Annotated in this window: 14 protein-coding genes and 1 riboswitch; of the genes, 12 read left to right on the plus strand and 2 right to left on the minus strand. The window is 35.4% G+C overall.

The features are described 5' to 3' along the window. The first annotated feature begins 143 nt into the window (after positions 1-143). Positions 144-276, plus strand: a riboswitch (FMN riboswitch). Between the two features lie 153 nt (positions 277-429). Continuing rightward, the gene (locus MKX39_RS07360) at positions 430-1,023 is read left to right on the plus strand and encodes an ECF transporter S component (protein WP_093534799.1); all 594 of its coding nucleotides are present in this window, start codon (positions 430-432) and stop codon (positions 1,021-1,023) included. A 728-nt stretch (positions 1,024-1,751) separates the two neighbouring features. On the opposite strand, the gene MKX39_RS07365 is transcribed toward MKX39_RS07360, so the two are convergent. Next, positions 1,752-2,000, minus strand: a complete 249-nt coding sequence (locus tag MKX39_RS07365; protein ID WP_093534797.1) for a ferredoxin — start codon at positions 1,998-2,000, stop codon at positions 1,752-1,754. Positions 2,001-2,110: 110 nt separating this feature from the next. Here MKX39_RS07365 and MKX39_RS07370 point away from each other — a divergent pair, with 110 nt between their 5' ends. The 6 genes from MKX39_RS07370 to MKX39_RS07395 all read left to right on the plus strand — a co-directional run bounded on the left by MKX39_RS07370 (position 2,111) and on the right by MKX39_RS07395 (position 7,799). Further along, the gene (locus MKX39_RS07370) at positions 2,111-3,145 is read left to right on the plus strand and encodes a helix-turn-helix domain-containing protein (RefSeq protein WP_340768957.1); all 1,035 of its coding nucleotides are present in this window, start codon (positions 2,111-2,113) and stop codon (positions 3,143-3,145) included. Further along, positions 3,138-4,553 carry a RecQ family ATP-dependent DNA helicase gene (locus tag MKX39_RS07375; protein WP_340768958.1) on the plus strand — a complete coding sequence of 472 codons (1,416 nt, stop codon included), beginning with the start codon at positions 3,138-3,140 and terminating at the stop codon, positions 4,551-4,553. Before MKX39_RS07370 ends, MKX39_RS07375 begins: the two co-directional genes overlap by 8 nt. A gap of 80 nt (positions 4,554-4,633) precedes the next feature. Then, complete coding sequence (locus tag MKX39_RS07380; protein ID WP_093534791.1) at positions 4,634-5,242, plus strand: LysM peptidoglycan-binding domain-containing protein; 609 nt, start codon at positions 4,634-4,636, stop codon at positions 5,240-5,242. A gap of 74 nt (positions 5,243-5,316) precedes the next feature. Continuing rightward, entirely contained in the window at positions 5,317-5,949 is a 633-nt protein-coding gene (locus MKX39_RS07385) for a CBS domain-containing protein (protein WP_093534789.1), read from the plus strand. 71 nt (positions 5,950-6,020) lie between these two features. Continuing rightward, the gene (locus MKX39_RS07390; protein ID WP_340768960.1) at positions 6,021-6,788 is read left to right on the plus strand and encodes a metallophosphoesterase; all 768 of its coding nucleotides are present in this window, start codon (positions 6,021-6,023) and stop codon (positions 6,786-6,788) included. Next, positions 6,789-7,799: a YpdA family putative bacillithiol disulfide reductase gene (locus tag MKX39_RS07395; protein WP_340768961.1), complete on the plus strand. Its 1,011-nt coding sequence runs from the start codon at positions 6,789-6,791 to the stop codon at positions 7,797-7,799. Between the two features lie 211 nt (positions 7,800-8,010). Here the strand turns inward: MKX39_RS07395 and MKX39_RS07400 are convergent, their stop codons facing one another. Further along, a complete protein-coding gene (locus tag MKX39_RS07400; protein WP_093534785.1) occupies positions 8,011-8,976 on the minus strand; it encodes an asparaginase in 966 nt (321 codons plus the stop codon). A 72-nt stretch (positions 8,977-9,048) separates the two neighbouring features. Here MKX39_RS07400 and prsW point away from each other — a divergent pair, with 72 nt between their 5' ends. The 5 genes from prsW (at position 9,049) to cmk (ending at position 13,440) form a co-directional block, all read left to right on the plus strand. Beyond that, a complete protein-coding gene (gene prsW / locus MKX39_RS07405; protein WP_093534783.1) occupies positions 9,049-9,741 on the plus strand; it encodes a glutamic-type intramembrane protease PrsW in 693 nt (230 codons plus the stop codon). A gap of 43 nt (positions 9,742-9,784) precedes the next feature. Continuing rightward, entirely contained in the window at positions 9,785-10,600 is an 816-nt protein-coding gene (sleB, locus tag MKX39_RS07410; RefSeq protein ID WP_419958320.1) for a spore cortex-lytic enzyme, read from the plus strand. 9 nt (positions 10,601-10,609) lie between these two features. Continuing rightward, positions 10,610-11,893, plus strand: a complete 1,284-nt coding sequence (locus MKX39_RS07415) for a PepSY1/2 domain-containing protein (protein ID WP_340768963.1) — start codon at positions 10,610-10,612, stop codon at positions 11,891-11,893. A gap of 76 nt (positions 11,894-11,969) precedes the next feature. Beyond that, a complete protein-coding gene (locus MKX39_RS07420; protein WP_340768965.1) occupies positions 11,970-12,617 on the plus strand; it encodes a flagellar brake protein in 648 nt (215 codons plus the stop codon). 148 nt (positions 12,618-12,765) lie between these two features. Then, positions 12,766-13,440 (plus strand): (d)CMP kinase, encoded by a 675-nt coding sequence (cmk, locus tag MKX39_RS07425; RefSeq protein ID WP_175496167.1) that lies wholly within the window; start codon positions 12,766-12,768, stop codon positions 13,438-13,440. Position 13,441 lies beyond the last annotated feature (1 nt).

Here is a 13,441-nt window from a genome sequence, read left to right on the forward strand (position 1 = left end):
TACAGCCCTTAAATTTTTATTATCGCCCATAACATAAATTTGCCTAGTATTCTCAGTTGCAAACAGGTCTGTTGCATATATTGTTTTAATTTGATAAAATGTTATTAATTCAAGATATATTCTTGGAGGACAACAAAATATTGATTCATCTTCGGGGCAGGGTGCAATTCCCGACCGGCGGTATTAGAAATTTATTTCTTCAGCCCGCGAACCTTAACAGGTTGATTTGGTTAAATTCCAAAGCCGACAGTATAGTCTGGATGGGAGAAGGTGAAGGTGCAGTCGTTTTTCGTATGCTTATACGGATACGCTTATTAAAGTGTACCTTATTTCTCCCTTGAACTTCTATAAGTTCGAGGGATTTTTTAAGTATGCAAACGTTCTGAACCTTTCTTCTTGTGGAGTGAATCGCAAAAGGAGAGAGGATTTATGTTAAAAGGCAAAACGCGAATGCTTATTGCAGTCGCAATGCTGAGTAGTATTTCTTTTGTTTTAATGCTACTTGCATTTCCATTACCGGTTTTACCGGCTTATTTAAAGGTGGACTTTAGTGATATACCAGCATTAATCGCTGCAATCACAATGGGACCAGTTGCAGGAATTTTAGTCGCATTTTTAAAAAATGTGCTAGATTGGTTATTTGCAGGAAGTCCAACTGGTGTACCTGTTGGTCATATGGCTAACTTTGTAACTAGTATCTTGTTTATCACACCTGTGTATTTGATTTATCGCAAAGTTACTTCGTCCAAAGGCATTATGGCAGGACTCGGAGCAGGTACAGTCTCTATGGCTATTGGGATGAGTGTACTAAATTATTATGTATTTTTACCAATGTACGCTTATTTCTTAAATTTCCCTATGGAAACAGGCACTGCTTTGTTTAATACGATCATTTTTGGTATATTACCATTTAATCTTATTAAAGGTATATTAGTAACGATCGTGATGATTGTTTTATTCAAACGAATGAAGCCATTGCTTGATAAAGTAACTAGTTCATATATGAAACCTAATACAAATTAACAAAAAGTTGTTTCTCCACTAGGAGGAACAACTTTTTTTAAAAAGAAAATATACTTGGTTCATGGAGCTGAAAAGAAAGAATGATAATACTGATTTTCGCTTCAGGCGGACGCTTTCCGCGGGCTTGGCTTCAGCCTCCTCGTTCGCTGCGCTTCTGTGGGGTCTTCAGCTCAAGCTACCCGCTGGAGTCGTCACCTTGCGCTACAATCAAATAAACGGGTAGTACCCAACAAGAAGATTTAACATAGCTTATCGCTTAAGTCACAAGAGTGTTAAAATCTTAGAAATGGAAAAGTTATTTGTATTCACTTTTGAATTAAATGTTATTCTCCATTGATAGGTAAGAAGGTAGATTTCTCGTACATTAGTGGAAATAAAGAGAAATAGTAAGTGTTGCCAAAATAAAGAAGCAAACGAGTGAACGAAATTGCATCTTCGGGCTCGCACGATGCGGGTCAGGCAGTCGTTGCGACAGGATGTCGCGTACTTAGACTGTCATCCATCACCTCTAAGAATAAGAAAGTATCTTATCTCTAGTTATCTAAAAACGCCCTTACCTGTTTCTAAATGTTGTAGAAGGGTGAGACAGTCAAACGATAGTAATAAGTCTGTCCAAAGCCATGCGAAAACAATTGAAACGGATATTGACCGACCTAGCGTCTAGTTGTCTGATATTATTAGAATGAAAAATGGTGATTATGACAAAGTCACAACCACCATTCCATATACTATTCGTATTTCAGTGCGTCGCCTTCGAATGATTCATCTGCGACTTTAATAGAATCAGTAGGACAGCCTTCAAAAGCGTCTTCCATATCTTCCATTAGTTCTTCTGGAACTTCTGTTGTACCCATGTTATTATCTAAAATAACGAAGGCAATACCTTCATCATCATAGTCATAAATATCTGGGGCAGCGGCTCCACATGCTCCGCACGCTATACATGTATCTTTATCTACAATTGTATATTTTGCCATTATTATATTCTCTCCTTTATAACTACTAACACGAATATGCTATCGTATTCATTCTAAAGATGTTTTCCCTATATTTCAACCAAAATACTTCAGAAAAGAGAGGTATTCCTATGCATTTTCATCAAATATTACTATTTATTATACATAAGTTATCCGGACAACGTTCTGAGAATGCTCCTTATTATTTATTAAAAGGTAAAAAATCAGGACAAACTATTCAAGATGTGACATATTTTCAACTTCATGCTTTTTTCTCTATTCTCCCACAATTATCGAAGGAAGACTATGATATTGAAATTAATGAGTTGCATAACCGTGGTCTAATTCAGGTAGAGGAATCACTCGTCTATATTACAGAAAAAGGAATAGCTACAGTAGTGGAAGGTAAAGAGTTTCTATTCAATGGCTGGGAATACAGAGGGAGGGAACAATTATTTTGGAAAAGATTGGACTTAGTGATCCAAACTTTGTCCCAGTTCCAAGCAAAAGAGAAAAAATTTGTGCCAAATCAAAAGGATATGGCTATTCAGAATTTCGTCAAGGACTTCCTCATCCAACATAACTTTCGTGAATTTAACTTGAGTAATGATATAAAGCAAGAGATATTCCGATTGCTTGAAAGTCCTTTGTTAAATGATTTACACAGGACATTATTTGTTTATCGACTTAGTGGATATAACAAAACTGGCTTGACTTGGGAACAATTGTCTCGTTACTATGATTTAACTGATATGAACGCAAAGATAAATTTCTTAGAGTGCTTACATAATATATTGGACAATATTGATATAAATACTAGTCCTTTGTTGTTTTCTTTAGCAAAAGGTATTCATCTAGACACTCCTCTCACAGATTCTGCTTTTAAAACGAATAGTCTTTTTGAAAAAGGGTATACAATGGAGGAAATAGCTAGAATAAGAAAGTTAAAGATTAACACAATAGAAGATCATGTAATTGAAATAGTTTCATCCGATAAAAATTTCTCTGTTTCGGCATTTATATCGAGTGAGCAAGTTGAAAAGATTCTTCATTTATCCAAAGAGTTACATACGAAAAAGCTTACTGTGATAAAAAATAGATTACCCGAACTAACTTATTTTCAAGTACGTTTAGCACTAACAAAGGGAGAACAAATTCATGGATAAATTAAATGAAATTCTTCAGAAAAGATTTGGCCATGCTACTTTTCGTGCTGGTCAACAAGAAATAATTGAACAAATAATAGAAAAAAAAGATGTTATCGCAATACTTCCTACAGGAATGGGGAAATCACTTCTCTACCAACTACCTGCTTATCTGATGGAAGGTACTGTGGTTATTGTGTCACCTCTTTTGTCCCTTATGCAAGATCAAGTGGAACAATTGAAAATACTTGGTGAAAAAAGAGTTATTGCTATTAACTCCTTTTTATCTTTTCAGGAGAAGGAGATGGCTATTCGTCGATTAGCTGACTATAAATTCATATTTACTTCTCCCGAGATGCTGCAAAATGAACAATTTAACCTAGCACTTCGAAAACTTTCTATTGCTTATGTAGTGGCAGATGAAGCACATTGTATCTCACAATGGGGCTTTGATTTTAGACCAGATTATTTAAGGATTTCCACTTGGCTCCAATCAATTGGTTCGGTGAACGTTCTAGCCTTAACGGCTACTGCGACAGCCGAAGTGGTGGATGATATTAAAAAAACTCTACAAATGAATGCACCATTTGAATATATTCATTCACTTGATCGACCGGCTATAGCCTATGAAATGATAGAGGTAGATAACCAACAACAAAAAATGAAGTGGATACTAGGCAGAGTCACCTCCACAGAGGGGCCAGGAATAATTTATACACAGTCTCGTAAAAAGACAGAGACATATGCAGCAGCACTGCGAGAACAAGGGATTTCAGTTGGATTTTATCATGCTAAAATGGAACAAAGTGATAGAATATTAATCCAACAACAATTTCAGCAAGGGCAACTAGAGTGGATCTGTGCGACAAATGCATTTGGAATGGGTATACACAAAGATAATATAAGACAAATTATTCATGATCATATTCCAACTTCGATTGCGGGGTACATGCAAGAAGTTGGAAGGGCTGCGAGAGATGGAAAACAAGCAATCGCTTCTCTTTTGTATACTCCAACGGATGTGGAGCAAACTTTTTACGTTACGATGCAAGACTTCCCTGAGGAACAAGACATTCAAATTGCTTACCAATCTTCTTATTCTGAAGTCGAACAAGCAGAAACAACGACCCGAATTCTTACTTACTGGAAAGAACGTTTAAACGAACATGAAACAATTGAATTATTTAAGGATATAAAACAAAAAAAGTGGCAGGATATACAAAAATTTTATACCATGATACGAAATGATATATGTATAAGACAACAACTACTTCATTATTTTGACCAAAGATTGATAGAGAAACCGTACTATTGTTGTTCCAAATGTAAGATGGAAGCTGCGAATATTTTACAAAAACGAACAGAGGAAAAGAATAGTCAAGAAGAATTAAATTGGAAAAAAAGGTTAAATATCCTCCTTCCTACATAATACATTTGATAAGTTTACTTTTTCTACAATATTCGTCATAATAGAAGTAGAAATGATGGCAGAAATGGAGTTTGAGTAAAATGAACCAAGATGATTACCAAAAAAAAATCGACGAACATCGACAATCCATAGGACAAGATGACGATTCTAATAACATGAGAAGAAGTAGAAGTTTAAATAAGAAACCCAAGAAGAAATCTAAGAACCTATTAATTCCTACCGTATTTTGTGTTTTCATATTAATACCAGTTAGTATATTTATCTATGTACAATTTTTCTATCAAGCCGATCCAAACAAGGCGGAAGTAGTGAAAAATGATGCGATACATGTTGAAACACAATCAATTAATAACGGAACAAAAAAAGACGAAACAAAAGAAGAAGTGACTCCAACAGAACCTGTTACTCCTGAAACAACGGAGCAGCAAGCAGAAAAGCCTGCAGAAGTAGTCAAAGAGGAGCCAAAAAAGGTAGTTGTGGAAGAGCCTAAGAAAGAACCAGCGGCGGTGGAGAAAACGGAACCTACCGAAGTTGCTAGTTCTAGAACGCATATCGTAAAGGAAAATGAAACACTATATCGGATAGCGGTCAATTATTATAAGGATGGAAATGCTGTCGAAAAGATAAAGTCTGCTAATGGCCTGTCTTCAAATGAAATTTCAGTTGGTCAAAAGTTAGTACTACCTTAAACATAGAGAAAGAAGGATATTTCTTTTAAATGTTGAATATATAAAGTATATCCTAAGTTGGAAGAGGTGCTAAAATGTTTGTAAAAAGTGTTATGATCCCAAAAGAAAAATGTGTAACAGTTCAAGTAGGTACAATAGTCTCATCGGCTCTTCGTCTACTTGAAGAAAAAGAAATGGATGCTTTACCTATTTTAGATAATGGGAAATATGTTGGTATGTTCAACAAATATCTTTTATATAAAGCTCATTTTTATAGTAAATTGGATAAAGAAGCTTTCATGGAGCAAACGAAAGTTACGGATATTATGACAAACGAAGATGTTTTTGTTGGTTACGAGGATGTTTTCGAAAACGCAATGATTAAGCTTCATGATTTCCCAGTCCTTGCTGTTGTTGAGGAAGGGAAGTTCCTTGGATTAGTTACACGCTATGATGCAGTAGAACAGTTTAAAAGTGCATTTGGTATGAATAGTAAAGGAACGCGTATTACATTTACCTCGGTGGAATCAGAAGGACGGATTCAAAAAATGACAGATGTCCTTCATAAATACCATGCCTCTGTTATTTCAATCGTAACTTTTGATGAGACCGATAAATTATTTAGACGCATTGTATTAAAGATTGAAAATGATTCAAAAATGGATCGAATTTTAGCTGATTTAGAAAAGTCAGGTTTCCGTGTACTACACATTGATAAAGAAGAGTAGAATGATCAATTGCACAAGTGCAGGGCAGGGGAATTTCCCTGTCCTTTTCCATGTTGTTTGGGGGTATAGAATTGGTTGTATGGATTATTAGTGTTTTGTTGTCTATCGTAATTTTGCTTTTCTTATATATGTTATTTTTAGCTTTTCAAACTAACGTTCATACCCATTCTTTGTATATCAATGAGTGGACAAAAGATATTCAATTTCGTGTCTTTTTCATATCAGATATTCACAGAAGAAAAATAAGTGATAAGCTAATTCAAAGCCTCATCGGTAAAGTAGATATAGTTGTAATAGGTGGAGATTTGACGGAAAGAGGCGTTCCTTTAGAAAGAACAAATGAAAATATTAAGCAGCTTGCTAAGCTTGGAAATACTTGTTACGTATTTGGGAATAATGACAGAGAAGTTGGTGCGCAGAACTTAAGTGATATCTTAGAAGCACATGCTGTTTATATATTGGAAAATCGGTCTGTTGAGTTTGAAAAAGATAAATTTTCCTTACGCATTGTTGGGATTAACGATGGTTTCGAAGGGAAAGTAAAAATGTATGAGGCTTTCAAGGATGTTAAAGAATCCGATGTCATCGTTTTTGTCACCCATGCTCCAGCCTATTTCAATAATGCTAAAAAAATAAGTAAGCCACATCTTCTTTTAGCTGGTCATCTTCATGGCGGCCAAATACGCTTTGGACCATTTGGAATTTATGAAAAAGGAAGCTACAGAGAAAAAGAAAATAGTGCTGAACTCATTAGCAATGGTTATGGCACAACGGCAGTTCCACTTCGACTTGGAGCGAAATCTGAATGCCATCTCATTACCATAAGTGGAAGACATTAAGTGAATAAAAGAAAGGAAGTTTTTTGGGTGTATCAACAAGTAGATGTATTAATAGTAGGGGGAGGTCCTTGTGGGTTATCAGCTGCTATTTCTACACAAAATATTGGACTAAAAACCATTGTAATTGAAAAGGGAAATGTTGTAGAGGCTATTTATAATTATCCTACACATCAGACCTTTTTTAGCACAAGTGAAAAATTATCAATAGGTGATGTTCCATTCATAGTAGAAGAGAGAAAACCAAAACGAAATCAAGCTTTGGTTTACTACCGAGAAGTAGCAAAACTTAAAAACATTGATGTTCATAAATACGAACAAGTTCTAAAAGTAGAGAAACAAGAAAATAATTTTTTAGTATATACATCTAAAGAAACTTATTTGGCAACGTATGTAGTCATTGCAACTGGCTATTATGATCATCCAAATTATATGAACATACCAGGCGAGGAATTAGCAAAAGTTCGTCATTATTTCAAAGAGGGGCATCCCTACTTTGGATTAGATATATTAGTAATAGGTGGGAAAAATTCTGCGATAGATGCAGCCTTAGAACTGAACAAAGCAGGAGCCAATGTTACAGTAGCATATAGAGGAAATGAGTATTCACCAAGTATAAAACCTTGGGTACTTCCGGAGTTTGATGGTCTTGTAAGAAATAAGGAAGTACAAATGCACTTTAATACAGAAGTAATAGAAATAGGGGCATCTGAGGTAACGCTAAAGAGTGGTCAAACAGGCGAGTTTCAAATACCGAATGACTTTGTATTTGCAATGACTGGGTATCATCCTGATCATGCATTTATAAGGGAAATGGGTGTGGATATTGACGAAGCTACAGGTAGACCATCCTTTGATGCAGAAACAATGGAAACAAATGTAGAAGGAATTTTCATAGCAGGTGTTATTGCGGCAGGGAATAACGCAAATGAAATTTTCATTGAAAATGGACGATTCCATGGGGATCAGATTGCAAACGAAATTAAAAGAAAAAATAATAAGCAAACTGACTAACCCAAAAATCATCTTATGATGGATATAGAGGAAGTCAATCACAATCATCCGCAAGTATCAGTACATTAAGAGCGAGTATTCAGCAATTGAACGTAAGTAAAAGACGTCTCTCTCCAAATCCCTATAAACACTATTAACCAACATAAAAAAGGTAGCATGACGTAAACTCAGTTACGTCAGCTACTCTTTTTTTATCTTCCTAAAACACAACTCAAAAAATATACTCAATCGCTTTTAGCGGATCAGGATGGTTCAGTGCAATTAGTAAAGCAAGGCGAGCTTTTTGTCCATTTAATCCTTGTGCAAAAATCACACCTGCATCTTTAAGACCTTTTCCGCCACCTTTATAACCATACACATCTTGCGCAATTCCATTAAAGCATCTGGAGACTAATACAATCGGAATCCCTTTATTTAATGTTTCTTCTATCACAGAGACAAGGCGAGGGGGTACATTTCCTTGCCCTAAACCTTCCAATACTATTCCATCATATCCAAGATCAATCGATGCTTGTAGCAAGTCTGGCTCCATTCCTGCATACACTTTAAACAATGCAACTTTTTTATCGATATGCTCAATTGGAAAAACAAGACGATGATTGGGAGAATGGTGAAAATGTACTATTGATTTAGATATAAATCCTATTGGGCCATATTGCGGACTCTGAAAAGTACTAACATTGCTAGCGTGAGTCTTCGTCACATTTTCTGCAGTATGTATTTCATCGTTTAATACTACTAGTACACCTTTCATTTTTGCATCATCCGAAGAAGCCACTTGTATCGCTGATAACAAGTTATATAGCCCGTCAGCTCCTATCTCATTGGATGAACGCATGGCACCTGTAAGGACAATGGGAATGTCCGTATCTACTGTGAGATCCAAAAAGTAGGCAGTCTCTTCTAATGTATCTGTACCATGTGTAATAACAACCCCATCAATATTGTCCGATAAAATATATTGGTCAATAAGCTGTTTTAGCTCCATCATCTCGATAGGTGTTATATGAGGAGAAGGGAGATTAAAAGCATCTATTTCCACAATATTAGCTAATGATCTAAGTTTTTCTGCCTCGATTAAAAGTGGATTTTGATCTGCTGGTACAACAGCTCCTGTTTCTGCATGTACTTGCATGGATATCGTACCACCTGTGTGAATTAATAAAATAGTTTTCATAGTGAGTAAGTACCTCCCAAAATTTGCGTATTTAAGGTATAATAGTAATAATGAAATGGAAGGAGTAAGTTTATGTTTATACTACTTTCCGTTGCAATAGCCCCTGCTTTAGCACTGTTAAGCTATTTTTACTTGCGAAAAGAAATTTCTGCAGAACCCTCCAGATTATTGTTACATACATTTATATATGGCGCCATATTAACGTTTCCAATTTTATTTATTCAACATGTTCTTCAAGAGGAACAGATCTTTTCTTCTCTATTTATCCATCAAGCTATTGTAACGAGTGCACTAGAAGAGTTTTTTAAATGGCTAGTTCTAATTGTCGCTATCTACAAACATGTGGAATTCGATGATCCCTATGATGGCATATTATATGGTGCTAGCGTAGCACTAGGTTTTGCGACTGTGGAAAATATACTATATTTATTGAACTTTGGTATGGATGAAGCTATCTTACGTGCAATTCTACCTGTTTCCAGTCATGCGCTATTTGGTGTTTTAATGGGATATTATATCGGTAGAGCGAAATTTACTACTTTAACTAAATCTCGTTATGAAATATTGTTTGCATTAATAGCACCGCTGTTCTTACATACTATTTATAATAGTATATTAAGTATTACAGGACTAGAGCTTTTATTGATGGTACCATTCATGTTGTTTTTGTGGTTGTTTAGTTTATCCAAAGTTAAAAAAGCTCATGTTCTATCTCGTAGAAAAAGATATGCAAATCATGAATATTATGTAGAAGAAAAAGTCTAGCAAATGCTAGACTTTTTTTGTATAATTTGGCGCATCTTACTCCATGCTAAGAAAAAAGGAGAGATGTCGTTTGAAACAACTAAAGTACATCCTGATTAGTTTACTATTTTGTACATTCAGTTATTCGTTTATCAGTGAGCAACCAACTACCCAGGCTTTTTCTGCTCAGACATTAGAACGAGGTGCCTATGGAGACGACGTTATTGAACTCCAGGCAAGATTACAGTATATCGGATTTTATAAGAGTGAGATAGATGGCAAGTTTGGTTATAGTACCTACTGGGCATTAAGGAATTTCCAGGAAAAATACGGTCTGCCGATAGATGGACTATTAGGACAAGACACTAAGAAAAAACTAGTAGGTGTTTCGGATTACGATAAAGAATTTGTACACGAACAAATAAATAAAGGAAATAGTTTTACGTATTACGGTGGGATTGATCTAGATAAACAAGTAAAAAACAAAAAAGAAGAAAGCACAAATATGCAATTGCCACCACAATATTCGGAAAAAGATTTGAAATTGATTGCAAATGCTGTATATGGAGAGGCGCGTGGAGAGCCTTATGAAGGGCAAGTGGCAGTTGCTGCGGTAATTCTAAATCGTGTTGAACATCCTGAATTTCCAAATACAGTTTCGGAAGTAATCTTTCAACCTTTAGCCTTCACTGCAGTAGCGGATGGACAAATTTGGCTTGAGCCAAATGAACGGGCTAAGGAAGCAGTATTAGATGCACTCAACGGTTGGGATCCTACTGAAAATGCTATTTATTACTTTAATCCGGAAACAGCAACTAGTAAGTGGATTTGGAGCCGACCACAAATTAAAACAATTGGACAGCATATATTCTGTTCATAAGGAGATAAAATGAAAAAAATTATATGGGTTATCGTGTCTACTGTTGCTGTAGTCTTCCTTGTGTATCATTTCTCTGTTCAGTCTCAAAATAATAGGCTTGAGAATGCATTAGCAGTACAATATTCAAATCAATTGACCTCAGCTTCAGAGAAATTGACGAAGCTAACAGAATCTGTAGATCAGACTATGCTGTTTACCGATAAGGAAGCATTAGAGCAGCCTTTAGATGATGTTTGGAGGATTTCCTCGGATATAAGAACTTCGATAAGTGCATTGCCGATAAATAACGAAACATCTGCTATATGGATGAATTATCTAAACAGATTAGGAAATGGTGCTGCACAAGTCAAAGACGGCAAGGTTCCTATTGAAGAATGGCAAAAAAATATGGCTGGTGCTAGAGAAAACTTGCAGGAACTTTCAAATCAGTGGGCATTTACAAACAAAGACGGTGGGAGTAAGGATTATATCGTCAAAGCATTTGTTCAGAACAAATTAGATCAAAATGGCGAAAAGAGTTGGAAGTCGCTAGGTAACTCTGTAAAAGCTTATACAGAAAGCGATTTCCCAATGACTGCAAGTGAAGCGGATCAACAAAAGAAAAAAGATTTACAGCATATTAAAGACGCCGATATTACATCAGAGGAAGCAAAAGAAAAGTTCTTTAAATTGTTTCCAGAATTTAAGGACGCAAAGATTCACATAACGGAAAGCTCACAGGATGCACCTTATCCTTTTTATCATATCCAATTTCATGAAGGTATTCGTATAGGATACGCAGATTTGACTAAAAAAGGCGGACATTTACTATCCTATTTATTGGAAAGACCTTTTGAAAAGACGACTATAACGGTGCAGCAGATGAAAGATAAGTCCGCTGAGTATATTAAAACTTTAGGATTTACTGACACGGAGATGGTTGAATATCGTGAAAATTCGATTGCTTGGCATTTATCATTTGCAAGAAAAGCGGAGGATAACGATGCTTTAATTTATGCAGATGGAATCCAATTAAAGATTGCGAAGGATAATGGAGAATTGCTTGGCTTAAATGCGATGGAATACATTCAAAAAGAAAAAATTGATAAACAAAAAATAGTACCAATCGATAAAGCGGAGCTTTTTTCAAGTAACTTTTCGGTAGAAGAAGAGCGATTAGCATATGTGGAAAATAAACAGCTACAACAACGTTTGGCCTATCAATTGATAGCTGTAAACGAGTCTATTGGCACATATAAAATTTATATTGATACTGAAAACCACGAAATTTTACATGCAGAAAAACTTCCGTAGAGCTTTTTTCTATAGAATTATATCCATTTCAGTGTCATAATAGAAAATATATTATGACACTAAAAGAGGATTGCCTATGAAAATCAAACTTGGAACACAATTAATATTAGAGCCAACCTTTACGGATAAAACGGAAAAATATCAATGTAAAGTTGTGGATTTAGATGATCAATTTATATATATCGACTATCCCATGGATACACTTTCCAATAGAACAGTTTTCCTAATGGATGGTATGCAGCTTAGAGCGAGCTTTGTAGAAGAATCTAAAGCCGTTTATGCATTTCAAACAGAGGTCCTAGGTAAAAAGTCTAAACAAATACCGATGATTAAGCTTGCATTACCGCCGGATTCGGAATTTTTGCGAATTCAGCGAAGAGATTTCGTCCGTGTTAATACTTCTATTGATATATCCGTTCAATTCGAAGAGGAAAGATACCAATTTGTCACAGATGATATAAGCGCTGGAGGAACAGCAATTATTTTAAACTCGCCAGTAAATTTTAAAGCAGGTGATGAAGTCTCCTTGCTAATTCCATTGTTGTTTAATAATGGAGATATTAAATACGTCTCCACACTAGCACAAGTGATTAGAATATGGGATAAAGGTTCTTTAACCATCGCTTCTTTACATTTTACGGATACAGATGACTTAGACAAACAACAAATTGTAAGATTCTGTTTTGAACGTCAACTATTGATCCGAAAGAAAACAATGAGTTAAATCAAAATAGAGGTTACCCAGAAGTTAAACTTTTGGGTAACCTCTTCAAATTTGAAGGAAAAAACAAGTTATATTTTAGAAGCTTGCTTTTTCCTCATTAATGCTGTTCTATGATAAAATGTATAGGAATAGAGTGGAGGCAAATAAAGTGAAAAAACAAATACAAATAGCCATAGATGGCCCAGCAGCAGCAGGTAAGAGCACGATAGCAAAAAAAACCGCAGAGTTATTAGGTTATACATATGTAGACACAGGTGCAATGTACAGGGCAATCACGTATAAAGCATTACAACAAAACATAGATTTGCTAGATGAAGATAAATTAACTGCTTTATTAAAAGAAACTATAATTGAGTTAAAGCCTTCTCCAGAGGGTCAATTAGTATTTCTTGACCAAGTGGCTGTTACGGACGAAATTCGTTCTAAAGAAGTAACATCTTCAGTATCGGCTGTTGCTGCACATGCAACGTTACGGGAAGAAATGGTTAAGAGACAAATGCAAATGGGTAAAAACGGTAGCATCGTGATGGATGGTAGAGATATAGGTACCCATGTATTAAAAGATGCTGAGCTGAAGATATTTATGAGCGCCAGTGTAGAAGAAAGAGCGAATAGAAGATATTTAGAAAACCAAAATAGAGGAATTGAAACAAACTTAGAAGAACTTAAACAAGAGATTGCTTTACGAGACAAGCTAGATAGTGAAAGACAAGCATCGCCATTGATCCAGGCAGAAGATGCTATTTATATAGATACAACATTATTAACAGTTGATGAAGTATCAAATAAAATTATGCAACTAGCAAAAGAAAGGATGTCTTAAT

The organism is Psychrobacillus sp. FSL K6-1464 (assembly GCF_038003145.1).
GTDB lineage: Bacteria > Bacillota > Bacilli > Bacillales_A > Planococcaceae > Psychrobacillus > Psychrobacillus psychrotolerans.